At 31.9% G+C, this 23,680-nt stretch carries 23 protein-coding genes; 14 read left to right on the forward strand and 9 right to left on the reverse strand.

Annotated elements, in window-relative coordinates; translation table 11 throughout:
- Positions 1-16: 16 nt before the first annotated feature.
- Positions 17-310, forward strand: coding sequence for a DUF1816 domain-containing protein (locus tag GM3708_RS05535; protein WP_066344761.1), 294 nt, complete (start codon positions 17-19; stop codon positions 308-310).
- Between the two features lie 58 nt (positions 311-368).
- Here the strand turns inward: GM3708_RS05535 and GM3708_RS05540 are convergent, their stop codons facing one another.
- Positions 369-848, reverse strand: coding sequence for a dihem cytochrome c family protein (locus tag GM3708_RS05540; RefSeq protein ID WP_066344762.1), 480 nt, complete (start codon positions 846-848; stop codon positions 369-371).
- A 464-nt stretch (positions 849-1,312) separates the two neighbouring features.
- Positions 1,313-2,224 carry a MoxR family ATPase gene (locus GM3708_RS05545; RefSeq protein ID WP_066344763.1) on the reverse strand — a complete coding sequence of 304 codons (912 nt, stop codon included), beginning with the start codon at positions 2,222-2,224 and terminating at the stop codon, positions 1,313-1,315.
- Between the two features lie 156 nt (positions 2,225-2,380).
- Between GM3708_RS05545 and crtA the strand changes: the two genes are divergently transcribed.
- On the forward strand, positions 2,381-3,271 hold the full coding sequence (crtA, locus tag GM3708_RS05550) for a cyanoexosortase A (RefSeq protein WP_066344764.1): 891 nt from the start codon (positions 2,381-2,383) through the stop codon (positions 3,269-3,271).
- A gap of 159 nt (positions 3,272-3,430) precedes the next feature.
- Positions 3,431-4,219, forward strand: coding sequence for an HpsJ family protein (locus GM3708_RS05555; RefSeq protein WP_066344765.1), 789 nt, complete (start codon positions 3,431-3,433; stop codon positions 4,217-4,219).
- Between the two features lie 34 nt (positions 4,220-4,253).
- Here the strand turns inward: GM3708_RS05555 and GM3708_RS05560 are convergent, their stop codons facing one another.
- The 3 genes from GM3708_RS05560 to GM3708_RS05570 form a co-directional block, all read right to left on the reverse strand.
- Positions 4,254-6,743 (reverse strand): CHAT domain-containing protein, encoded by a 2,490-nt coding sequence (locus GM3708_RS05560; RefSeq protein ID WP_066344767.1) that lies wholly within the window; start codon positions 6,741-6,743, stop codon positions 4,254-4,256.
- A 168-nt stretch (positions 6,744-6,911) separates the two neighbouring features.
- A complete protein-coding gene (locus GM3708_RS05565) occupies positions 6,912-7,535 on the reverse strand; it encodes a hypothetical protein (RefSeq protein WP_066344768.1) in 624 nt (207 codons plus the stop codon).
- Complete coding sequence (locus GM3708_RS05570; RefSeq protein WP_066344769.1) at positions 7,528-7,755, reverse strand: DNA-directed RNA polymerase subunit omega; 228 nt, start codon at positions 7,753-7,755, stop codon at positions 7,528-7,530. Before GM3708_RS05570 ends, GM3708_RS05565 begins: the two co-directional genes overlap by 8 nt.
- 181 nt (positions 7,756-7,936) lie before the next feature.
- Between GM3708_RS05570 and GM3708_RS05575 the strand changes: the two genes are divergently transcribed.
- Genes GM3708_RS05575 through GM3708_RS05585 form a run of 3 tightly spaced genes read left to right on the forward strand, consistent with a single transcriptional unit; the run spans position 7,937 to position 10,648 of the window.
- Positions 7,937-9,271 carry a GTP-binding protein gene (locus tag GM3708_RS05575; protein WP_066344771.1) on the forward strand — a complete coding sequence of 445 codons (1,335 nt, stop codon included), beginning with the start codon at positions 7,937-7,939 and terminating at the stop codon, positions 9,269-9,271.
- Positions 9,272-9,287: 16 nt separating this feature from the next.
- Positions 9,288-10,151, forward strand: coding sequence for an ABC transporter permease (locus GM3708_RS05580; RefSeq protein WP_066344772.1), 864 nt, complete (start codon positions 9,288-9,290; stop codon positions 10,149-10,151).
- Positions 10,152-10,204: 53 nt separating this feature from the next.
- Positions 10,205-10,648, forward strand: coding sequence for a DUF5331 domain-containing protein (locus GM3708_RS05585; RefSeq protein WP_066344773.1), 444 nt, complete (start codon positions 10,205-10,207; stop codon positions 10,646-10,648).
- A gap of 131 nt (positions 10,649-10,779) precedes the next feature.
- Here the strand turns inward: GM3708_RS05585 and GM3708_RS05590 are convergent, their stop codons facing one another.
- Both GM3708_RS05590 and GM3708_RS05595 read right to left on the reverse strand, forming a co-directional pair.
- Complete coding sequence (locus tag GM3708_RS05590) at positions 10,780-11,853, reverse strand: AI-2E family transporter (RefSeq protein ID WP_066344774.1); 1,074 nt, start codon at positions 11,851-11,853, stop codon at positions 10,780-10,782.
- A gap of 68 nt (positions 11,854-11,921) precedes the next feature.
- Positions 11,922-12,626, reverse strand: a complete 705-nt coding sequence (locus tag GM3708_RS05595) for a TerC family protein (RefSeq protein ID WP_066344776.1) — start codon at positions 12,624-12,626, stop codon at positions 11,922-11,924.
- A gap of 211 nt (positions 12,627-12,837) precedes the next feature.
- On the opposite strand from GM3708_RS05595, the gene GM3708_RS05600 reads away from it, so the two are divergent.
- Entirely contained in the window at positions 12,838-13,233 is a 396-nt protein-coding gene (locus GM3708_RS05600) for a pre-16S rRNA-processing nuclease YqgF (RefSeq protein WP_066344777.1), read from the forward strand.
- Positions 13,234-13,413: 180 nt separating this feature from the next.
- Complete coding sequence (gene dxs, locus GM3708_RS05605; RefSeq protein ID WP_066344778.1) at positions 13,414-15,333, forward strand: 1-deoxy-D-xylulose-5-phosphate synthase; 1,920 nt, start codon at positions 13,414-13,416, stop codon at positions 15,331-15,333.
- A gap of 59 nt (positions 15,334-15,392) precedes the next feature.
- Here dxs and GM3708_RS05610 read toward each other — a convergent pair whose 3' ends face one another.
- Positions 15,393-16,280 (reverse strand): alpha/beta fold hydrolase, encoded by an 888-nt coding sequence (locus tag GM3708_RS05610; protein WP_066344779.1) that lies wholly within the window; start codon positions 16,278-16,280, stop codon positions 15,393-15,395.
- Positions 16,281-16,405: 125 nt separating this feature from the next.
- The gene (locus tag GM3708_RS05615) at positions 16,406-17,803 is read right to left on the reverse strand and encodes a DUF2079 domain-containing protein (protein ID WP_066344780.1); all 1,398 of its coding nucleotides are present in this window, start codon (positions 17,801-17,803) and stop codon (positions 16,406-16,408) included.
- Positions 17,804-17,974: 171 nt separating this feature from the next.
- On the opposite strand from GM3708_RS05615, the gene GM3708_RS05620 reads away from it, so the two are divergent.
- From GM3708_RS05620 to GM3708_RS05645, 6 genes are all read left to right on the forward strand, one after another.
- Positions 17,975-18,574 carry a pseudouridine synthase gene (locus GM3708_RS05620; RefSeq protein ID WP_066344782.1) on the forward strand — a complete coding sequence of 200 codons (600 nt, stop codon included), beginning with the start codon at positions 17,975-17,977 and terminating at the stop codon, positions 18,572-18,574.
- A 124-nt stretch (positions 18,575-18,698) separates the two neighbouring features.
- Positions 18,699-19,226 (forward strand): DUF4330 domain-containing protein, encoded by a 528-nt coding sequence (locus GM3708_RS05625; protein ID WP_066344783.1) that lies wholly within the window; start codon positions 18,699-18,701, stop codon positions 19,224-19,226.
- Between the two features lie 257 nt (positions 19,227-19,483).
- Entirely contained in the window at positions 19,484-21,631 is a 2,148-nt protein-coding gene (locus GM3708_RS05630) for a molybdopterin oxidoreductase family protein (protein ID WP_066344784.1), read from the forward strand.
- Between the two features lie 81 nt (positions 21,632-21,712).
- Entirely contained in the window at positions 21,713-21,940 is a 228-nt protein-coding gene (locus GM3708_RS05635) for a hypothetical protein (RefSeq protein WP_066344785.1), read from the forward strand.
- A 113-nt stretch (positions 21,941-22,053) separates the two neighbouring features.
- Positions 22,054-22,383, forward strand: a complete 330-nt coding sequence (locus tag GM3708_RS05640; RefSeq protein ID WP_066344786.1) for a cupin domain-containing protein — start codon at positions 22,054-22,056, stop codon at positions 22,381-22,383.
- 78 nt (positions 22,384-22,461) lie between these two features.
- The gene (locus tag GM3708_RS05645) at positions 22,462-23,637 is read left to right on the forward strand and encodes a glycosyltransferase (RefSeq protein WP_066344787.1); all 1,176 of its coding nucleotides are present in this window, start codon (positions 22,462-22,464) and stop codon (positions 23,635-23,637) included.
- Positions 23,638-23,680 lie beyond the last annotated feature (43 nt).

Consider the following 23,680-nt stretch of genomic DNA (forward strand, 5'->3'; position numbering starts at 1 on the left):
ATCGTAGGAAAAACAGATGAAGGAATTATTAATCAGAATTTTAGATGTATTTGGACTTGCTTGTTGGTTAGAAATTAACACAGACAACCCTAGGTGTACTTATTATTTTGGTCCTTTTCTTACTCCAAAAGAAGCTATTTTAGAACAAGATGGTTATATTGAAGATTTAACCCAAGAAGGTGCTAAAACTATTGTTGTGGTGGTAAAACGGTGTAAGCCTAGAGATTTGACTATTTTTGATGAATTGGGGGAGTCTAAAAGTTTTTCAGGGATTTTAACGATTTCTACTCACTCATCTATTAACTTGTAAGATTATAAACACATAAATACCATTGGTTCATCAAGCTATAAATTATGGTCATTGTCAACTATTCACGATAATCAAACTTTGTAGCTTGAGAATGACACTGAATGCAAGTATTAATTGTAATAGGAGAAGGTAAATCTACCTGAGGATGAAGTGCGAAAAAATAACGAGATTGGGCAATAAATTTTGGCTTAACTTCATCTTTTAATAACTGCCTTGAATAGCCCTGTAAATATAACCACATTAATCGTTGAGTAAAACCTGTTAATCCTTCTACTTTTACGCCATAGTGATTACCGGGATTTTCTAAAATTGTTTGCCATGTTTCCTGTGGTAGCACGGCTGGAGGAATGGGAATATGACAAGCGGCACAGTTTTCTAAATATAAGTCTTTTCCTATTTTAAAATTACCTGTGGCTTTATCTACAGATTTTGTATTTTGTGCCATGGAATAAATATTATGGGATGCACCCCATCCTAAAATAACACTACAGCTAATAATAAAGCCTATAATTACCGTTATTAAGCGTTTTTTTGACATTTTTAACCTTTACTATCTCAAATTATTAAACAAACTTGGGTATTAGCTGATATTGACACTCCATCGGGCTAAAGCCACGAGGATTCTTTAGAGGAGATAACTAACACAATGCTAGTCATTGCTCGAACAACTACATTTGTTCAAAGTGCCAAAACACTAATCCAAAAAGCAGTTCAAAAGGCGGTGTCAATTGCCTGTACACTCTTGGCTAATGCCTTCAGTTTACTTTTAGGTTTATGCTTTTCACTCCCTTAATATCTTTGCTTGTGGGGGCTGAGTCTGTAGTGCATTGCACCGAGTACCATTTCGGTAACTCATCTTTTCAACAGGTGTCCCAGCACTGAGAGTTGCACCATACAATTAAGATCTTAGTGGCTACCTTGATTTTAACCTAAAACCACTAAATATAAAGCCGTCCTAGAAAGACGGGGTTTCAGACCCAAGAATTTTGATGATTTTTAACTCTACATTTCTACTGTCACAGTATTTAGTAAACGAGCTACTATTACCTTAGCATTTCTTCCACCGGCGGGGATCAAGCGATGAGACAATACATTGGGTGCTAAAAATTTAATGTCATCGGGAATCACATAATCTCTTCCTTCTAAAAATGCTAATGCTTGACTGGCTTTTTGTAGAGAAACAGTGCCACGAGGACTAACTCCTAAGGTAATTTCATCATCATTTCGGGAAGCGGTAATCAGGTTAATAATATATTTTTGTATTTCTGGGGCTACTCTAATTTTAGTAACTTCTTTTTGCAGTTCTAAAACATTATCTAAGGAGATACAAGGAGAAAGTTCATTAACAGAAGTAGGATTTAATTGTTTTTCTAACATATATAATTCTTCTTCAAAAGAAGGATAACCCAAACTCAAAGAGATAGCAAAACGATCCATTTGTGCTTCTGGTAGAGGAAATGTTCCTTGATATTCAATAGGGTTTTGGGTGGCAATGACGAAGAAGGGGGAAGGCACAAAACGAGCGACACCATCAACGGTAATTTGTTTTTCTTCCATCACTTCTAATAAAGATGATTGAGTCCTGGGTGTAGCTCGATTAATTTCATCTGTCAGTAGTATATTCGCAAAAGCAGGACCAGATAAAAACTCAAATTCTCTGGTACTAGGATTCCATATATTTGTCCCTGTAACATCACTGGGTAATAAATCAGGAGTACATTGAATACGTTGGAATTTTCCATGAATAGAACGGGCGAGAGATTTAGCTAATAAAGTTTTTCCTACCCCCGGAACATCTTCTAGCAACGCATGACCACCACTCAATAAAGCAACTAAGACTAATTTAATTGCATCTTCTTTTCCTACAATTGTACGAGCTAAATTTTCTTTGAGGATGGTAATTTTTTCTCTCATTAACCGTGATTTCCTTGTGTTTACTCTTTTGTTAAGTATTTTATCTTAGTTTTAGGCAATAAAAGGGGATTAATTTTCAAGGAAAATGACACGTAAGTATTTTTAAAAGCTAAAATACACTTAAGCATAAATAATTACGTAAAATTGTGATTTAAGATGAATATAGAAAAATTGAATAAATTATCATTGACAAGAAGTTACGGTTTTTGGATGTGGGTAATTTTGTCAACCTTAGTGATCATAAATTTGACCATTTTCTGGAAAATGGGGAATGTTGCCCATGCGGGAATGAGTGCTTTATTTTGGTTAGCAATTTATTCAATGTTATGGGATAAACGGCAAGAATTAATCTTCAAAAAACAACTTATACCTAGTATTTTAGGCATTTTATTGATTGGATGGACTTTATTTGTTAGTAAATCTATTCCCACAGAAAAAGAAAATAATCTTTTAAGTATTGCACCTTTTATTTTTTCTGTAGGTGTAAGTTTAATTGCGGCGGGTTTTTATGGATTAAAACAATTTAAAGCAGAATTATTAATTATTTTTTTCTTAGGTATTCCTAGGGTAATTTTACAATCTTTTTTAAATATTTCTCCTCTAACTGCAAAAGTATCTTCTTTTTTCCTCCATTATTTAGGTTTTAATGTCATTTTAGATGGTGTTTTTATTCATTTAGAAAAAGGTAGCGTTAAAGTTTATGAAGGTTGTTCGGGTATTGAATCAATTACTTATGTACTAGGTTTATCTGTCATCTGCTTAATTATGTTTCCTATTTCTAAAAAATATCGATATTTTGTCCCTTTTGTCGCCATTCTGACAGGATTTTTTGTCAATGCAGTGCGAGTAGTTTTGATGTCAATTTTAGTAGCAATAGGTGAAAAAAAGGCTTTTGTCTATTGGCATGAGGGAGAGGGCTCATTAGTTTTTGGGATGATTGCAGTAATGACCTTCGGTTTATTTTACTGGTATTTGATGAATCAAACCGAAAAAAAACTAGAGTGTTTACCTAGGGAGCAAAATTTTTTTAATAGCGATTTTTTTTAACACTTAGGTAAAACTATAAAAATCTTAATCTTACTTAGGTGTCATTTTTTTATAACAATGTTATTCTAAGTATTATTACGAACATAAATAGTTAAGAGTTAATTTTCTTTTCTATAATTTTTAAACTTTAAATTCTTCTACAATATAATGATAAATATCATGATTCAATCGAACCAAGAGAGTTTAAACCCTAATACAGAAACCCTTGATATTCAAACAAAATTAAATCAAAAAGTTGACAAGTTGGGTATTTTCAGCTTAAATATCTTGCGCTCATTAGGTTTATGGCGATTAGTGGGCTATGGTTTTTTAATTTTATTCGCTTTAGATTTAGCCGAGATATTTATTCCCCCTCAATTGCTTAATCCAGAATGGGAATTTCAAACATTAGGTAACATTGTGGAAAGAATAGCGATACCTTTTATTGCTTTATTGTTAATATTTCAGGGGGGTAATTATTTACGAAAAGGTTGGGAATTTGTTGCTTTAACCAGTTTATCGTGGTTAAGTTTATTAGTAGGAATTTTATTTTTATTATCTGTGCCCTTAGGGATAATAAATACTATTCGTATTGATAAGCTAAGTACCACAAAAATTACGGATGCTACAAATCAAAGATTAGAGCTTTTACAAGAAGTAGAAACCAGATTAAAAAAGGTACAAAATAAACAAGATATGCAGGTTTTAATTACTCAACTTAACATTGGAAATGCACCTATTATTGAAAATGATCAACAATTAACTCAAGTAAAAACCAACTTAAATGAATTTATTAAAACTTCTCGTAAGCAACTTAATAATCAAACAAAAATGGCTATTAACCAAACAAAAAAATCTTTGTTAAAACGTTCAGTAAAATGGAATTTAGGAGCATTAATTTCTGGAGTTTTGTTTATTATTACATGGCAAATGACTAAATGGGCAAGAGTCAAAGAAGTAAATCAATAAGTTACGGATTAACTATTAGCAAAAACAACTGAAATCATTTATTTTCAATTATTTTAAAGCCGAATTTAATTTTAAAATTAGGATCAACTTCGGCTATTTTGCTAATATCAACTCCTTTATTATTTGCTTCTTTTAACGCTTTTTTATCAGCAACATAACTAATTTTTTCTGTACGATATTCTGGAGGTAATTCTTCGGGTTTAACTTTTATATTTATCCTTGGATATTCCCTAAAAATCAGATTTCTTTCATATCCTTCCTCTTTTTTATTTAATATTTTTTGTCGATATAATTCTAATAATCTTTGCTGTAACAAACTGTGTCCTTTTTTTAATTCTTCTAGCTGATTTTGCAACATTTCGTTTACTTTTTTTTGTCTCGCCATAGCACTAATAATAGCTAATTCATATTGATCATTTATCCATGCAAAACCATCTATATCGATTTCTAATTTTTCTAACACAGAAATAATTTCTTCCTCATCATCAAGATTAATTAATTCTTGCCAAATTTCGCCTCCTTTTTCATGATAATTTTGATGTAAAGAAGACATAATAGGATCAATTTTATCTTCATGATTCTGATTAATTTGTTCACCAATTTTTTCTAAGGATTCATGATAATCTCGTGTGTATAAATCTTGATTTTCTTGTAAAGTGCTATGAATCCAATCTTCTTTCAACTTATCTAAATATTCTTGATAAAGATTTAAGATATTAACCGATGATTCCATTTTTCTTTGTTGATATATTTGTCTCAATTCTGCTAATAAATCTTGACGATTATTAAGATCTGTACTTAACTCTAAAAATTGCTTAAATTGTCTATAAAATCTACTTAAACCTTGATGTAAGATATTTTTTGAGGAATTTGAGGTATTTTCTAAAATTACTTTAACTTGTTTTAAATTAGTTGAGCCACGTAAATAATTAGTTATTTCGTTAGCAAAAATAACAGCAATTTTTTCAATGGATAATAAAAAGTTAAGAGGAAGAAAAACAGGAAAAGCAATAGAATTAAAACCACTACTATCAGCTAAAGTTAAACAACGATTAATGATGGTTTTAATCAAGTTTAAATCAGTTAAATTTAGTTGTTGATAGTCATAAATAATACTGTGAAAAATAGCTTCTACTTTTAATCTTCCTCCCCTAGTTGTTAAAATTTGCCCTAATTGTTTTATTTTCCTTTTTTCTAACTCTTTACTAATAGTTTTACCGCCTTTTGTGAGTAAAATTCTGGCAATATCTTCACTCATCGATAAATCGATGTCAGTATAGTTGACTAAAACTTCAACATTGCAATTGATTAAAGAATTATATTCTAAGGTGAGTTGAGTATTAGCGATAACAGTTTCAAAGACGAGATTAGTAAAATTTTCGGGGGTTTTAAGAAGTTTACTAGGAAAAAAATCAGCATTAATGTCTAAACCTTGCAAATTTTGCCAAGTTAATGGTAGACTGGCGGGGTTTTGACAAATAATGGGCAACCAAGTGGCACAAGGAAATTTATTTTCAAGAGGTTGCAATTTTTCTCTAGCTTGTCTGACTGCTAAATATAAAGGTTGATTATTAGCAAAACTTTGCAAAAATTCTTTAATAAAAATGTGGGCAACAACATCAGGTATCATTTCTCCCATGACTATAACTTGAGATAAATGTAACGCTACTAAATCTTGTGCTAATCCTAAACCGTCACAGGAGTTAAAAATAGCTAATTTTAAACCTTTTTGAATGGCTTGTTTTAAAGCATTATTAAATTCTTCAATGGTGATAATATCTTCTTCATTTAGATATAATTTGCCTTGCCAATTTTCTTCATTTTTACCACTATGCCCAGCAAAAAAAAGTAAATCCCATTCGTGTTCATAAAGATGATAAAATAATTCTTCACGACTAGGATTTTTTAATGTAATTATTTCTGCTTTTTGTAAATTAGTTAAAACTTCTTGATCTGGTTTTAAATCAATACCTTGACTGTTACCAAAAATAGCTAATATTTTAATTTGAGAATTTTTTCTTATGGTTGAATTTAAAGTAGTGTATTCAACAGGTGCAATGGCTAATTCTGATTTAATATATTGATGAAGAAAAGAATCAAAAAACAAATGCCATGGTAAAAAACGTAACTCTTGAATATTAGTTTGAATCAAAAGTCTGATAGACTCTTGAGTGTCTAATTCTGTTAATAATTTTTCCCTAATTTTACCAAAAGATTCTACTTGACAATGATACCAATTTTTTAAAGTTTGTTTAAGTTGAGAGGCGGATACTTGACAATTATTTGTGATGTGAGTAACTTGTTGTTTAGGAGATCCTAATCTTACTTTTTGATGTAAACTGCGATAACTTTCTTGCCATTGCTGATAATGTTGAATAATGGGTTGACAAGGGGGAAGTTTTCCCGTGATTGTCGTAAAAGGATGAGTTATACCATCGGGATTATCTTCACAAATTTGTACACTGACATCAAAACCTTTAGCGAAACTACCTGATTCTAGTTTAAAAAGAATTAACTTACCCATGTTTTATAATTAACAATGAATAATGAATAATAAATAGTTAATAATGAATAGTTAATAATAAATAATTAACATTTGTATTTAAAGTAAATTAAACAAAGTGTAAGCAACAAATCAAAATCATCTAAAAATTAGGTTTTGTTTGCTCAAACTAACCGACAATAAATTGAATCAAGGTAACAGTAAATCTGCGCCTCCGGGTTGAGGTAAGACAAAAGTGGGAGAAGAGTTATTATTTTGAGGATTTTGTGTTGGTGTTTCTTGTGGTTTATTCTCAACGTTAGGATTATAGATACTGACTAACACATTTACCAAATCATTCCTTTGTTGCATGGTTAAACTTTGAATTATTTTACGATCGCTGATGAAAGGATTTTGTGTTAAAGTACTAGAACCGGGATAACGTTCATCATTGATAGTTTCATTTTTACCTAAATAATCAGCTAAAGTTAACTTCCAATCTAAGCGGAAAGTAGTAGGACGACTTTTGGTATATTGATGATAACGAACAAGACGACTAATTAAAGTATTTTCAATGGCAATTTGATTAGTTTCTCGACTGATATAGTTATTTTCTAGGGGAAAATCAGGAATTTGTTGATAAACTTCCTCTGCTACTTTTTCAGGAGTAATAGTTTGTGCAAAAACAGGAGAAAAATAGGAATAGTTATTCTCGAATAACTGCCCAGGCAAAAAACTGAGATATTGACTTAAATAGCTAAAAGTGAGTATGGCAAGGAAAAATATGAAGTTTTTCAAACTTTTAACTCGCCATACTTTATATATGCTAGTCATCACTAATAATTTCTGGTTGCGTAAGTTCATCGGACATTTCTATAATAGCTCTGAGTACAGGTTTCATCACCTCTTCTATATTCTCAAAGTCTTCTTTTCTTCTTTGTTTCGCTCTTTTAGCAACAGCTACAGTTATTTTATAACGATTTGATGCGGCATTCATTAATTCATCACTGCGAAACATTATTTGACTGGAATCAAAGCTATTTTTTTTAAGCATTCTTATTTTATCATCAAGTTTCGATGTTTTATTATACCCTACTCTCAGTCATCACGCACAATTTGCACAAAATCAAATTTCACACCAACCATAAAATATACGTGTGAGGGGAGAAAATAGGAGATAAAAGATCAGATAATAAGGAATAGTGTATATTAATGATCAACAATCAATTGTTAAGATGACATCTAAATCTCCAACTTCTTCTTTATATTCTTTAGCTCGTAACAGTTTACAGCAGTCCATCACATGGTATTCAAGTAATCGTCGTCACTGGAATTATCCTCCCAATTTAGAGTTACAAGTAGCCGTTAAAGATGATTTAAGAATATTAAAAGCCGCAGCAGAGAAATTAGAGCAACAAGTGATAAAAATAGCTGCTTTTGGCTTAGTCAGTAGGGGTAAATCTTCTGTTATTAATGCCTTATTAGGACAAAAAATTTTAATTACTGGCCCTATCAATGGAGTGACAAAATGGCCAAAATCGATTACATGGATTCCCTCCACAGGAAAAATACAAATAGAATTAATTGATACTCCTGGATTAGATGAAATTAATGGGGAAATAAGAGCAAATATGGCAAAAGAAATTAGTCAACAATCAGACTTAATTTTATTTGTGATTGCAGGAGATATTACTCGCACAGAATATTTAGCATTATTAGAATTAAGAAAGTCTAAAAAACCTTTAATTTTAGTGTTTAATAAAATAGATTTATATCCAGAAACAGACTTAAATTCTATTTATCAACAATTACAACAACTAAGTAATGAGATGAAAAAACCTTTATTTTCTCCTGATGAAATTGTACTAATTTCTGCTGAACCTCAACCTATTAATTTAAGAATAGAATTAGCTGATGGTACAATCAAAGAAGAGTGGGAATATCCATCACCGAATATTGAATTATTACAAAAGAAAATACTGAATATTCTTAATCAAGAAGGAAAAGCATTATTAGCATTAAATTCTCTAAATCAAGCAAAAATTGCTCAGAAAAATATTGCCCGTAAAACCATTGAAATTAGAAATAAAGAAGCAGAAGAAATTATTTGGAAATATGCTAAATATAAAGCCTTAATTGTCGCAGTAAATCCCATTGCAATTATTGATATAATAGGAGGATTAATTACTGATTTGACAATGATTAGAGCTTTAGCGAGATTATATGGCTTACCCATAACTAGCTATCAAGCAGGAAATTTATGGCAAACTATTGTTAAGAGTTTAGGGGGATTATTATTAGCAGAAATTGCGACAACAATGATATTAGGATGGGCAAAAACTACCTCAGCTATCAGCAGTTTATGGGAAAATCCTTCTGGTTTTACGACTTTAGCCTCTACAGCTTTAGCACAAGGTTCAATAGCTGGTTATGGTTCATATTTAGTGGGAAAAACAGCCCAAGTTTATCTGGAGAATGGTTGTACATGGGGTAATTCTGGTGTTGACACAATTATGAATGAAATTATCGCCCAAATGCCTCCTAATTCGATTATTTCTCGTTTAATTTAATTTTGATAATAAATTTATGATTGCTAATAATTTTTATCTAAAAAAGAATAACTTTAAATCTCTTTCTAATATCTTAATGTTAGTAGGATTGTCTATTACAATTATTTTTATTTTTCTTGCTTTCACTGCACCTATTTTACAAAATATTGGTTTAATTAAAGATCCTTTAGAATCTTTAAAAAATCCTATTCATCAAGCACCAAATATTCAACACTTTTTTGGTACAAGTGGTCAAGGTTATGATGTTTTTTCTCGCACAATTTTTGGTTCTCAGGCTGCATTAAAAGTTGTTTTATTAGCAACATCTTTTAGTTTAATTATAGGAGTACCTTTGGGTTTAATTAGCGGGTATTTTGGAGGAAAAATTGACAAATGTTTACTATTTTTAATGGATACTATTTATACTTTACCCGGTTTATTATTATCTGTTACATTAGCATTTGTTGTGGGTAGGGGAGTTATTAATGCCGCTTTAGCATTGTCAATTTCTTATATTCCCCAATATTATCGAGTCGTCAGAAATCATACTACTAGTGTCAAAACAGAATTGTATATTGAAGCGGCTAAAGCCATGGGGGCATCTCCAACTAGAATTTTATCAAAATACTTATTCTTTAACGTAATTCAAAGTGTACCTGTTTTATTTACTCTAAATGCCGCTGATGCCATTCTCATTTTAGGGGGTTTAGGATTTTTAGGGTTAGGATTACCTGAAGATGTACCAGAATGGGGATATGACTTGAAACTAGCTTTAGATGCTTTACCCACAGGTATTTGGTGGACAGCATTATTTCCGGGTTTAGCGATGACAACGATGGTAACTGGTTTATCTTTACTCGGTGAAGGGTTAAGCGAGATGTTAAACCCCATCAATAGATAAAAAAATCTTGACTAATAAGTAATAATTTTAAAAGTATTAAAGTATTAATAATTATGGAAAATTTTGAGGAAATTAAAACTCGATTAAGGAAAAAATGGTTGCAATACTATAAACATAATCGGAAGTGGATTAATAAATATTGTCAAGAGAATTGTTTTGTATCCGTGCAAGGATCTTTAGAAGGTGAAACATGGGGAACAGGGGAGCGTAGTTTAGATGATAAACGCTTTTCTGAAGTTCATCCTCCCAGTGAATTAATTATAGGAGTCATTACCGCATTAGAACCTCTTTTAGCTCAATATTGGCTCACTGCTTTTGTCGATTTATATGCTAATAAAGAAAAAATTCTTGTAGCTTTGGGATTAAATTTTGATCCAGAATTAGAGTTGAAAAAAATTGAACAAAAAAACTGGGAAAGTCAACAATTAGTTATTGAACCTGAAGTTGTTTTAGATGATAATATTCCTCATGAAAAACGTTATTTATCAACACAATAAAAAATAATTTTAAAACTCTATTGTTTATAAAATTTTAAGAGAATGTTGATTTATATAATAAGATAAAAAGTTAAATTAATTACCAGATATAGCTTTTGGTGAACTCATTACCCCTTCCGAATAAAAAGCTTTTAATTGTTAATTGTTAGTTTTTTTTTTGGTTGTAAATATAGATTTTCTAATACAACTCCAGCTCCAGCAACCCATGGAGGCACTATTAAAGCTCCTAAAATACCGATTACTTGAACTCCTCCTAATACTGCTAATAATTGATATAGTGGCTGTATTTTCACACTAGATCCCACTAATAAAGGATCTAATACATATGTCTCAACATTTTGGATGATGACAAATAATAAAAATACCCACCAAAAAGTCCAACCTCCTTGGGCGATCGCCACAATTAAAGCAGGAATCGAACCAAAAACAGGACCAAAAAAGGGAATTAAATTGGTAAAACCTGCTATTACTCCTAAACCTAAAGCAAACTCGCTAATACCAATAATTTTCAAGCCAATGCTAATAGCAATACCTAAAATCAATGAAACTAATAGCCTACCTTGAATATATCTTCCCATGCGATCGCTGATAAAAGGAAATTGAGCTTCGATTTTTTGCTCCCAAGAGGAAGGAAAAAGACTAACAAAATCTTGAATTAATTTAGTTGAACCTGCCAACATATAACCAGAAAGAATAATAGAAAGTAGAATATTAAAAACTGCTCCCACAATACCTTTAGTTACACCTAAAGAACTAACAATTAACTTTTGACTCCATCTTACAGCCCATGCAGTCAATCCTTGTAAATCTAGCCATTGATCGATCAAGTTTAAGGCTTTTGGTTCAGTAATACCAAAACGAATAATTAAAGACTGAGTAAGATTAGTAATAACGTCTAAATAAGTAGGAAGTTTTTGTAATAATCTTTGAATTTGAGTGATTACCGTAGGTCCGATAATTAATCCTGCCCCAGTAAAAATCAAAATAATTAGTAAGTAGGCTAAAATAACTGCTAACCAACGAGGAATGCGTATTTTTTCTGCAGAATCGACTATAGGAGCTAAAGTTGCCGCTAACACCGCAGAAATCATAAAAATAACCAATAAGCCTCTTAGTTGCCATAACAGAATCATTGATAAAACTGTAACAGTTACTAAGGCAATAGTACTAAAAGAAATAGAGGTTAATCCTCTGGATTTATTCATCAGATTTGATGCAAAAAAAAAAGTTAAGCAATTCTAATTTTAAGACTTTAATCGTTATTTTCTAACAATTAAGATTCAGAAGAATCAGTCACTTCTAGATCATTTTTCTTTGAAAATCCCCAAACAAACATGGCAATAATCACACTAATCATTAACCATTCGGGGGGAACAATATTCGGCTCAATGACTTTAACAATTAATCTTAAACCCACTAAACCTACAGTGATAAATCCTGCATCTTGTAAATGAGTAAATTCTTCAATCCAGCGAATAAATAATTGAGCAAGAAACCGTAATGCAATTACGCCTATAGTACCACCAGCAATAATTAACCAAATTTCATCCGCTACAGCAATAGCAGTGGTGACACTATCCAACGAAAAAGCTAAGTCTGTAAATGCAATCATGGGAATAGCCTGCCATAAACTATTAAAATTTAGTTTTGGATTCTGATTATCACCATCTTCATCATTGTTAGCAAAATACTGAAAGGTTAACCATAATAAATACAAACCTCCCAATAAGGAAAATTGCCAATATTTAATTACCCAAGTAGCCGTTACAATTAATAAGACTCTTAAAACATAAGCCATTAATAAACCAATGTTCAAAGCATAATTTTGTTCTTTTTCATCTTTTAATCCTTGAGCGATAGAGGCTAAAGCAATGGCATTATCAGCGGATAAAACCGCTTCTAAAGCCACGAGAATAATTAAAATAAAAACTGTCTCAATACCAAAGTCAATAGAAGGGTGTAAAATTTGGTCAAGCATTCAGATTTTGTACCTTGTTCAATTTATATTACTATGGGTTTAATAATTTATTGGGTATATCTGATGTGTTTTAGGTTATTAATTTTCATCAGTTATAATTGTTGTTTCAATAGTTTTTAGCTTTATTTTCCATAACAATGTATTCTCTTATACCAATACTCCTAATAAATCTATTTCTATTATATTGATAAAGTATCTCTTTAGTATATTTATGATTCTTGGATTTGATCCCGGTAGAGATAAATGTGGTTTGGCTATTGTTAATAATAATCAAATTTTATATAATCAAGTGGTCAGCAGTGAGGAAGCCATCACCACTATAGTTAATTTAATACAGGAATATAAGCCTTCAAAGCTAGTAATGGGTAATCAAACTACGTCTAAACAATGGAAACAAAAACTACAAGATAAGTTAAACTTATCTATTGACATAGTTTTAGTTGATGAAAAAAATAGCACTGTTGAAGCTAGAGAAAAATATTGGGAAATGTATCCTCCTCAAGGATTAACTAAATTCATTCCTAAAGGTTTAAGAATTCCTCCTCGTCCTGTGGATGATATTGTTGCTGTTATTTTAATTGAACGATTTGACAATTCCACAGATTAGACTTCTTGCACAAGTCAGGCACTCTTGCAATGGTTATTAAAAATGAACAGAATGGTTCAAAATTCTTCTGTTCAGATATTTTAATTCATAGCTTGATTCAATAACCCTAAGAGAAAATAAAGAAGTTGGGATCGAAAGTATTAAAATTAGGTTAACTAATAGTATAGGGAATTGAAGATAATGAAATTAAGTGACATTAATCACCCGAATCAATTGCATGGTTTATCCATACGAGAGTTAGAAGATATAGCGAAACAAATACGAGAGAAACACTTAGAAACCATTGCCGCTACAGGAGGACATTTAGGTCCTGGTTTAGGTGTGGTAGAGTTAACCATTGGCTTATACAATACCCTCGATTTAGACCATGATAAAGTCCTCTGGGATGTAGGACATCAGGCTTACCCTCATAAATTGTTAACAGGTAGATACAGCAAGTTTCATACTTTACGTCAAAAAGACGGCGTTGCTGGATACTTAAAACGCTCTGAGAACAAATTTGACCATTTTGGTGCAGGACACGCTTCCACAAGCATCTCAGCTGGTTTAGGTATGGCTTTAGCACGGGATGCAAAGGGCGAAAATTTCAAAGTAGTATCTATCATCGGTGATGGTGCATTAACTGGTGGTATGGCTTTAGAGGCTATTAACCACGCAGGGCATTTACCAAATACGAATATGATGGTAGTGCTAAATGATAATGAAATGTCTATTTCTCCTAATGTAGGAGCGATTTCTCGTTATCTCAATAAAGTTCGTTTATCAGATCCTATTCAATTTATCACTGATAATATAGAAGAACAATTTAAACATTTACCCTTCTTTGGTGACGGTGAACATTTATCCCCGGAAATGAGCAACCTCAAAGAAGCCATGAAACGCTTAGGAATGCCCAAAGTAGGTGCGGTAATTGAAGAATTAGGTTTTACTTATTTTGGTCCTATTGATGGTCATAATCTCAAAGAATTAATTGATACTTTTAATAAAGCACATAAGATAAAAGGACCTGTTTTAGTTCATGTTGTGACTGTAAAAGGAAAAGGTTATAGTCTTGCTGAAAAAGATCAAGTCGGTTATCATGCCCAAAGTCCATTTAACTTAACCACAGGTAAACCAATTCCTTCGAGTAAACCTAAGCCCCCTAGCTATTCTAAGGTTTTTGCTCATACTCTTACGACTTTAGCCCAAAATAATCCCAAAATTATCGGTATCACTGCAGCTATGGCAACAGGTACGGGATTAGATAAGTTACAACAAAAATTACCTAAGCAATATATTGATGTCGGTATTGCGGAACAACACGCTGTCACTTTAGCCGCTGGTTTAGCTTGTGAAGGTATGCGTCCTGTTGTAGCTATTTATTCTACATTTTTACAACGAGCTTATGATCAAATTATCCATGATGTCTGTATTCAAAAATTACCTGTATTTTTCTGTTTAGATAGAGCTGGAATTGTTGGTGCTGATGGTCCTACTCATCAAGGGATGTATGATATATCTTATCTTCGTTGTATCCCTAATCTTGTGATGATGGCACCTAAAGATGAAGCAGAATTACAGCGTATGATGGTAACAGGTATTAATTATACTGATGGTGCGATCGCTATGCGTTATCCTCGTGGAAATGGTTTAGGTGTACCTTTAGCGGAAGAAGGTTGGGAAGCCTTAGAAATTGGCAAAGGAGAAATTTTACGCAACGGTGATGATTTATTATTGGTAGGTTACGGCACAATGGTTAATACTGCCATGCAAACCGCAGAAATTCTCAGCGAACATGGTATTGAAGCTACCGTAATCAATGCTCGTTTCGTTAAACCTCTTGATACGGAATTAATTTTACCTTTAGCGGAAAAAATCGGTAAAGTTGTAACTTTAGAAGAAGGCTCTTTAATTGGTGGATTTGGTTCAGCCGTTGCCGAAGCCTTATTAGATAATGGTCTCACCGCAAAATTAAAACGTATGGGTGTTCCTGATATTTTAGTAGATCATGCTACACCTGATGAATCAATAGCTGATTTAGGATTAACTAGCCGACAAATTTCTGAGCAGATTTTAGAATCTTTTTTCACAAAAAAGCCATCTTTAGCAATTAATAATTAAAGAAATATATTTCCTTATTTGGGCGAATACCATTCGCCCTTACATTATTTGAGAAAAATTTATACTTTTTCTGTTACCCAAGCAGTAATTAACTGGTTAACTTCTTCTGGTACTTCGTCATGGGGACAATGACCAGCTTTGAGGTAAAATTCAGTTAAGTTCTCATAATGTTTCTGAAATTTTGCTCCTCTTTCTTGCGATCGCATCCAAGGATCAGCTTCACCCCAAATATTAAGTAAAGGACAGGTCATTTTCTGTAATAATTGATCTATTTTTTCTCCTTGAGGACTTTTAAATACAGAACCAAACACTTGTAACGCTCCCTCATCACAAGAAGGGCGATAAATATCTTCAATTAATTGATCTGTAATAGCACTAGAATCTAAATAGACTTTTTCGAGAGTTTTGCGGATGTTTTTTTTATTGCGTAGTCTTTGAAATAAAATATAAGTAATCCAATTTTGTTTTAACACCCAACCACTAATTTTTTGCATGATAGTGGGCTTTTTTGTTACATTATCAGAAAAAGGACCAGCACTATTGAGTAAAATCACCCCTGCTACATTATGATGATACTCGGCGGCGGTACATAAACAAGCATAACCTCCTAAGGAGTTACCTGCGATGACGGTGGGTTGCTTAATTACTTCCGTGATAAAATCATTTAATTGTTCTCGCCACAGATTACCTGTATATTCCCACGCTGGTTTGCTAGATCTGCCAAATCCTAACATATCGATCGCCCATACAGAAAATTTTTCTTGTAATTGATAAATATTTTTACGCCAGTGATCCGTTGAAGCTCCAAATCCATGTACTAATAATAAAGGTGGTTTATTAGGGTTATAATTTCCAGCTTGTACATAGTATATTTTTTGTCCTCGCCATTGCCAATAGCTACCTTCTACGGCGGATACATGATGAATAGAGTTGCTGGTGATAGTCATAATATATTATTACTTTTTGTTAAGCTATATTAACTATTATAAACCTTTTGATATTCTCTTCTAGATCAGAAAAAGTACAAAGTTTTGAAAGTGATTGAATAATTAAAATATCAATAAAAATATGATTAACTTAATTTAGTAAATAAAAATATGTTATTTTTTTCGTAACTTAATTTAAAATTTTTATTTGTTTTTAAAAAATTTATTAAACCTTGTATATCTTCTGGAGAACTATATCCTGTGGGATTATCTAAGTTTAATAAAACTTGATTAAAAGTAGTAATTTTTTCATAATTAAGATGATCAATAGCTAAACCAATTATTTCTCTATGGGTTAAATGAGGAGCAATTTGTGGAGCTGTAAAAACGGATTCTTGATTATTTACTAAGGCTATTGCTTCATTGGTTGATTGCCATGTATGTAAATTCTTGAAATATAAAGCATTAGGTAAAAAATAAACATATTTAGCGAAAATTAAAAAAGTAATGATAGACCAAATCTTTAATTGTAAGCTTTGATTAAACCATGTTTTATAATTAGCTAAACTACTTATTATAGTTAGAATTAAAAAGGGAATAATAGGCAATGAATATTGATGAACTAAATCTTTTTGAGGTTGATAATCTGTTAATAAATTAAGAAATAATGTGGGAATTGCGGGAATTAAATTTATTAACTCTTGCCATGCTAAAGCAGGAATAAAAGGAATAAATAATAATAATAAATATTCAGCATTTGCACCAGTAAATAAATGAGATAAAATAATTTGAGGTTTAAAGACTAAATTAAGAGCAATTTCTGTAACAGAATCTCCTAGAAAAGCGTAACGACTTACTGCAGCTGCTTCTTGTCCACTGAATGCAGGAATAATTAATTGAGTAGCAATAATAAACCAAAAAATACCGCTAAATATTGCTATTATTCCGTAGTTTTTTTTCTGGTAGAAAATGATTAACCATATACCCATCATGATAATATTTAAAGCTAGTACTGCTTTACATCCTAAAATTAAAATGATCGAAGGAATAAACCAATAAATTTTATTTAATTTCACAGCTAAAATAGCAGTAAAAAATAAAGGTATAGCGATTACTTCTGGATGAAAATCAAATAAATTAACATTAAAAATTAATGGATATAAGATATACATTAAACAAACAGTTTTTGCTTTTGTATCTTTTAAACCCATCAATTTTGCTAAATGCCAAATAGGTAAAATTGATATGGATAAAGCGAAGGCTTGTAAAATAAATAACCAATAAACTGAAGGAAAAATAAAGTATAAAGGTGCAATTAAATATAGAATCCAAGCCGCATGATCACCTAAAATATGTAAATCTCGAAAACTAACATAAGGATTTTTTCCTTGGGAAATTAAATAAATACCATTATCGAAAATACCTAAATCAAAGGCACTAGAATTAAATAAAATATGACGAATACTACTAGTAACTAAAAGAATAATAAAACTAATAATAATAAAAAATTTGATGTTATTAAAACGTAATATAAATTCTTTCATACTTATACTATGATATTTAGATAATTTTCAATTTATCATTTGTGATTTACAATTTTAAAATAACATTAATTAGTGATAAAGAGACAAATTATATTTAAGATTTAGCATGGTTATTTAATGGTACTAATTTTAAAATATTAATTATTAATTATTGATTATCAATTAGTCATTATGAAATATACTTATATTTTATTTAATAAACCTTATAACGTACTATGTCAATTTACTGATGATAGTCCTCATAATCTTAGTCGAGAAACTTTAAAAAATTATATTAATATACCTAATATTTATTCTGTAGGACGTTTAGATCTTGATAGTGAAGGGTTATTATTATTAACTGATAATCCAAGAGTAAAACATCGATTGTGTGAGCCTAGTTTTGCTCATCCACGCACCTATTGGAGTCAAGTAGAGAATATTCCTAACTCTAAAGCCTTACATGACTTACAACAAGGGGTTATTATTCAAGGCAAAAAAACAAAAAAAGCAATGGTAAATATAATAATAGAAGAGCCAAAATTACCCCCTCGTAATCCCCCTATCCGTTATCGGCGAGAAATTTCTACTTCATGGATAGAATTAACCTTAACGGAGGGGCGTAATCGTCAAGTAAGAAAAATGACAGCAGCAGTAGGACATCCTACCTTAAGATTAATTAGAGTAAAAATAGGTATTGATTCTCACCATCAATTAACTTTAACAGGATTAGCTCCTGGACAATGGCGAGAATTAAATGCTATAGAGCAAAAAAGCCTCGAAAAACTATAGTTGATATTCACTGTATAAATCTTCAATTCTTATTTATTGCACATTTTTAAAAATATAATCCATTGTTAATTATCAATTATTAGATGCTATATTTTGAAAAGTCTATTTGTATAACTAAATTTTTATGAAAATTATTGACTCTAAAGGTCGTTTATTCGGTAAAGTAAACATTTTAGATTTAGGTGCGATCACGGTTATTTTATTAGTCTTAATTGGTATTTTTATTATACCTGGTCCTCAAGGTTCGATCGCCCAAGTGGGAAATACTGCCACCGATACTATTGAATTAAACTTATTAGTAAGAGGTTTAAGTGTTAAAGATCCTGACAGTTTACTCAATGAATTTAATCAAAAAGCGAATATAAATATTATTGTACGAAATGAACCTGCTGGTCAATTAACTATTGATTCTGCTGAAAGATTACCAAACTATGTCATTGTTCCTCAACCTGATGGTAGTGTAAAAGCATTACTAGATCCTCGTCCTGAAACTTTTAGTATTGATATGATGTTATTAATGACAGGAAAAGGACAAATGACAAAAGATGGTGCAATATTAGCTAATCAAAAAATTAAAATTGGTACAGTATTAGAACTCGATGGTACTAATTATAATTTTAGAGGTAGCGTTATCGGAGTCAATAAAAGATAATTAGGGTATGATGAAAAAGTTTTTTGGTGAGGGTAAGAGTGAGGATTTAAGAGAAATACTTATAAATCATGATTTCTATAGTTATTACTTTAGAGATTTAGATGTAAAAAAAGCATTAAAATAATGCGAATAATAATTTTAATCGATAAATCTGTATAAAAACATACCTTTACCTAGAAACTCTGATGACAATATAATTTTGAATTAAACATAAATTATTCTGATTCTGCATTGTTCATTACAATATTTCCCCGATAATGAGTAAAAAAATTACTACGGTTTGCCCTTATTGTGGCGTTGGTTGTGGGTTGGAAGTTCAACCACCCTCATCGGGTAAAACTACTAATGGTGACTCCCTCGGTAATCCTATCTGGAAGGTAATGGGCGATCGCAATCATCCTTCAAGTTTAGGAAAAGTCTGCGTAAAAGGGGCGACTGTCACCGAAGCAATGCACAAAAATCGCCTTGAATATCCTTTATATAGAGAAACATTAGAGCAAGAGTTTCATCAAATAACATGGGAAGAAGCCTATAATTTGATTGTTAATCGTATCAATACCGTAAGAGAAACTATGGGCGTTGACGGTATTTGTATTTATGGTTCAGGACAATTTCAAACAGAAGACTACTATATCGCTCAAAAATTGATAAAAGGGTGTTTAGGCACAAATAATTTTGATGCTAACTCTCGTTTATGTATGTCTTCCGCCGTTTCAGGTTATATTGGTAGTTTTGGTGCTGATGGTCCACCTTGTATCTATGAAGACTTAGAATTGACAGACTGTGCTTTTTTAGTTGGTACAAATACTGCCGAATGTCATCCCATCGTTTTTAACCGTTTAAGAGCATATCACAAGAAAAATGACCATGTTAAAATAATTGTAGTTGATCCTCGTGGTACTGCTACCGCTGATGTTGCTGATCTCCATTTAGCTATTAATCTGGGTACAGATATTGATTTATTTAACGGTATCGCCTATTTACTTTTACAACGCAATGCCCTTGATTATGATTTTATTGAGCAACATACTAATTATTTTAATGACTTTAAAGACGTTATTTTACAATATCCCCCCGAATTAGTTGCCAAAAAATGCGGTATTACCGTGGAAGACTTGAAAACTTGTGCTAATTATTGGGCAGAGTCAAAAAAAGTATTATCCTTATTTTCTATGGGTTTAAATCAGTCTTCTGAAGGCACTGCAAAAGTTAGAGGCTTGATTAATTTGCACCTGATGACGGGTAAAATGGGTGTTGAAGGCAGTGGTGCATTTTCTTTAACAGGGCAACCTAATGCCATGGGAGGCAGAGAAGCGGGAGGTTTAGCTCAACTTTTACCGGGGTATCGTAGTGTTTTAAACCCTTACCATCGAGCAGAAATCGAGGGATTCTGGAGTTTACCTCAAGGCTCAGTGGATGATAGAGTAGGTAAAACTGTATGGGAAATGATTACTGGTTTAGAAACAGAAGAAGTTGGAATATTTTGGGTTGCGGCTACAAATCCCGTTGTTAGTATGCCTGATTTAGAACGTACTAAAAAAGCATTATTGAAGTCGCCTTTTACGGTTTATCAAGATGCCTATTATCCCACCGAAACCGCCTATTATGCCCATTTAGTTTTACCTGCGGCTCAATGGAGCGAAAAAGCTGGTACAATGACTAATTCTGAACGGGTTGTGACTTATTGTCCACAATTTAGTAAGCCACCAGGAGAAGCAAAAGCCGATTGGGAAATTTTTGCTGAAGTTGGTAGAAGGTTAGGCTTTGAAAAGTACTTTAATTTTACTGATTCTTCACAAGTTTATCAAGAATTTTCTCGTTTAACGGCTAATCGCCCTTGTGATGTATCTGGTATAACCCACGAACTATTATTAGAATATGGAGCTATACAATGGCCTTTTCCCCATGGAAGTAATCCAGAAAATCGTTATGGTAGAAGACTGTACACTGATTTTAAATTTTATACTGATAACAATAAAGCTAACTTTTCAGCATATCATAGTCAAGGTTTAGCCGAACCACCCAACCCTGATTATCCTTTTGTGTTAACTATCGGGCGATTATATGGCCATTGGCACACGATGACACGGACTGGTAGAATTGACAAAATAGTAAAAATGCACCCTGAGCCGTTTTTAGAAATTCACCCTAAAGACGCACATCAACTTAATTTAGAAGATGATGATTTTGTTACGGTAACATCCTTGCGAGGAGAAGCTAAATTTAAGGTCAAAGTTACTAAGGCGATCGCACCTAAAACAGTATTTGTCCCCATGCACTGGGGTTTTTTATGGGCAGATAATGCCGAGGCTAATAGTCTAACACATCCACAAGCCTGTCCTATTTCTAAGCAACCAGAATTAAAAGCCTGTGCCGTAAAATTAACTAAGTTTTACGATATATGAAGTTTTCCTCATATTCTTTTAGATGATTAGTATAATTTTATACAGAATAATTCTGAATATGTAGCAACTAGGAGAAGGATTATGGATTATTTAACATGGGAAGAAGAAGAAGCACAGATATATAAACAGGGTACGCCAGTGGTATTAAAGAAACAAGAAGGGCAAATTTATTTTATACAAGAATATGATCCCATGTTAGTACCACCTATTTGGTTAAAAAATTATCCTAAGCCTTGTTATCCAGAAGAATTAAGAATATTATCTAATTTGTTTTGCTTTTTACCAACAAAAGAATTACAAGCGGCATAGTCTTAATCCTAATTCGAGTGTGATGAAAAGTTTTTTTGGTGAGGGTAGGAGATGGAAGAAAATACTTATAAATATATTTGTCTCAATATCGTAATTAAATACGGCAATACTTTATGTCCATTTTATCCATTGAATCGAGTTTTATTCAGATAAGAGACTATATAGAATATCCGTCTTTAGGTATTTTAAGTAAGGTTTTACTCAAAGATTGTAACTGTCAATATACACTTTTTTGTTTAGCCGAAGGAACGAAAATTTCTGAGCATACAGCTAATCGTAACGCTATTATTAATGTTTTAGAAGGAGAGGGGTTATTAATCCTTGAAGAAAAAAAAATTACTCTAATACAGGGAATATTCGCAGTTATACCAAGTAACGCACCTCATAGCCTTCATGCCCATACAAACTTGAGTTTTTTACTGACGTTGTCAGCTAATTCTTAGTCATTAAACCCACTATTCATAATAATTGACTCTAAAAGTTTTATAATTTGATGTGCTATTAATTCCCTTCTTATTTTCATGACTTTAGACGGTTTAACTTCCACCCCTACTGATAATTTAAGCATTTATCCTCATCACGACAGTATATTATTATCTTTAATTATTCCTACCTATAAGGAAAGTGGCAATATTAGCAGTTTGCTCAACAAATTAACGGCATTATTAGATGATATTATGCCTCATAAATATGAATTAATTGTCGTTGATGATGATAGTCCTGATTTTACATGGAAAATAGCTTTAGCCTTAACCGCAGATTACCCTCAATTAAAAGTAATACGGCGCACAGAAGAAAAAGGATTATCCACTGCTGTGATTAGAGGTTGGCAAGTGGCAAGAGGGGAAATTTTAGGAGTAATAGATGCCGATTTACAACATCCACCAGAAACATTAATTAATCTTTGGGCAGAAATTGAAAAAGGAGCAGATTTAGCCGTAGCTAGTCGTCATGTAGAAGGGGGAGGAGTAAGTGATTGGAGTGTTATTCGTCGTTTTTTATCTCGTGGGGCACAGACTTTAGGATTAATTATATTACCAAATGTAATAGGAAAGGTATCTGATCCCATGAGTGGTTATTTTTTGGTGCGTCGTCGATGTTTAATTGGTTGCACCCTTAGCCCTTTAGGATACAAAATCTTAATAGAAGTATTAGGTAGAGGAAAAATAGGTTGGATTGGGGAAGTTGGCTATGTATTTCAAGAGCGTCAAGAAGGTGAAAGTAAAGTCACAAAAACACAGTATATTGACTATATCCGTCATTTAATTCGTTTGCGCTTATCTTTATGGCAATTTACTCGCTTTATACGTTTTGGAATAGTGGGATTTAGTGGCGTATTTGTAGATATGACTGTTTTATATTTATTAAGTGATCCTTCAACTTTAGCTTTACCTTTAACTCGTAGTAAAATTATAGCGGCAGAATTAGCTATTCTAAATAATTTTTTCTGGAATGATACATGGACATTCAAAGATATTGCTCAGAAACAACCAAGTAAAAGACAAAAATTAAAACGGTTAATTAAGTTTAATATTGTTTGTTTAGGAGGGTTAATTATTAATGTTTTACTATTAAATTTTTTCTTTAATATCTTTAGTTTAAATCGTTATCTTGCCAATTTTTTAGCCATCGCTGTTGTGACTATTTGGAATTTTTGGTTAAACTTAAAACTTAGTTGGAGAAGCACAGATATATAGTTAATCAAGGGTTATTAAAAAAGTTCTTTCGTAAAGATATGAG

Source organism: Geminocystis sp. NIES-3708 (genome assembly GCF_001548095.1).
In the GTDB taxonomy this organism is placed as follows: domain Bacteria; phylum Cyanobacteriota; class Cyanobacteriia; order Cyanobacteriales; family Cyanobacteriaceae; genus Geminocystis.

What these genes read in the sequence shown, in the direction of transcription:
- GM3708_RS05535 (WP_066344761.1), top strand. Translation starts at nt 17, where the DNA reads ATGAAGGAATTATTAATCAGAATTTTAGATGTATTTGGACTTGCTTGT.
- GM3708_RS05540 (WP_066344762.1), bottom strand. Translation starts at nt 848, where the DNA reads ATGTCAAAAAAACGCTTAATAACGGTAATTATAGGCTTTATTATTAGC.
- GM3708_RS05545 (WP_066344763.1), bottom strand. Translation starts at nt 2,224, where the DNA reads ATGAGAGAAAAAATTACCATCCTCAAAGAAAATTTAGCTCGTACAATT.
- crtA (WP_066344764.1), top strand. Translation starts at nt 2,381, where the DNA reads ATGAATATAGAAAAATTGAATAAATTATCATTGACAAGAAGTTACGGT.
- GM3708_RS05555 (WP_066344765.1), top strand. Translation starts at nt 3,431, where the DNA reads ATGATTCAATCGAACCAAGAGAGTTTAAACCCTAATACAGAAACCCTT.
- GM3708_RS05560 (WP_066344767.1), bottom strand. Translation starts at nt 6,743, where the DNA reads ATGGGTAAGTTAATTCTTTTTAAACTAGAATCAGGTAGTTTCGCTAAA.
- GM3708_RS05565 (WP_066344768.1), bottom strand. Translation starts at nt 7,535, where the DNA reads ATGACTAGCATATATAAAGTATGGCGAGTTAAAAGTTTGAAAAACTTC.
- GM3708_RS05570 (WP_066344769.1), bottom strand. Translation starts at nt 7,755, where the DNA reads ATGCTTAAAAAAAATAGCTTTGATTCCAGTCAAATAATGTTTCGCAGT.
- GM3708_RS05575 (WP_066344771.1), top strand. Translation starts at nt 7,937, where the DNA reads ATGACATCTAAATCTCCAACTTCTTCTTTATATTCTTTAGCTCGTAAC.
- GM3708_RS05580 (WP_066344772.1), top strand. Translation starts at nt 9,288, where the DNA reads ATGATTGCTAATAATTTTTATCTAAAAAAGAATAACTTTAAATCTCTT.
- GM3708_RS05585 (WP_066344773.1), top strand. Translation starts at nt 10,205, where the DNA reads ATGGAAAATTTTGAGGAAATTAAAACTCGATTAAGGAAAAAATGGTTG.
- GM3708_RS05590 (WP_066344774.1), bottom strand. Translation starts at nt 11,853, where the DNA reads ATGAATAAATCCAGAGGATTAACCTCTATTTCTTTTAGTACTATTGCC.
- GM3708_RS05595 (WP_066344776.1), bottom strand. Translation starts at nt 12,626, where the DNA reads ATGCTTGACCAAATTTTACACCCTTCTATTGACTTTGGTATTGAGACA.
- GM3708_RS05600 (WP_066344777.1), top strand. Translation starts at nt 12,838, where the DNA reads ATGATTCTTGGATTTGATCCCGGTAGAGATAAATGTGGTTTGGCTATT.
- dxs (WP_066344778.1), top strand. Translation starts at nt 13,414, where the DNA reads ATGAAATTAAGTGACATTAATCACCCGAATCAATTGCATGGTTTATCC.
- GM3708_RS05610 (WP_066344779.1), bottom strand. Translation starts at nt 16,280, where the DNA reads ATGACTATCACCAGCAACTCTATTCATCATGTATCCGCCGTAGAAGGT.
- GM3708_RS05615 (WP_066344780.1), bottom strand. Translation starts at nt 17,803, where the DNA reads ATGAAAGAATTTATATTACGTTTTAATAACATCAAATTTTTTATTATT.
- GM3708_RS05620 (WP_066344782.1), top strand. Translation starts at nt 17,975, where the DNA reads ATGAAATATACTTATATTTTATTTAATAAACCTTATAACGTACTATGT.
- GM3708_RS05625 (WP_066344783.1), top strand. Translation starts at nt 18,699, where the DNA reads ATGAAAATTATTGACTCTAAAGGTCGTTTATTCGGTAAAGTAAACATT.
- GM3708_RS05630 (WP_066344784.1), top strand. Translation starts at nt 19,484, where the DNA reads ATGAGTAAAAAAATTACTACGGTTTGCCCTTATTGTGGCGTTGGTTGT.
- GM3708_RS05635 (WP_066344785.1), top strand. Translation starts at nt 21,713, where the DNA reads ATGGATTATTTAACATGGGAAGAAGAAGAAGCACAGATATATAAACAG.
- GM3708_RS05640 (WP_066344786.1), top strand. Translation starts at nt 22,054, where the DNA reads ATGTCCATTTTATCCATTGAATCGAGTTTTATTCAGATAAGAGACTAT.
- GM3708_RS05645 (WP_066344787.1), top strand. Translation starts at nt 22,462, where the DNA reads ATGACTTTAGACGGTTTAACTTCCACCCCTACTGATAATTTAAGCATT.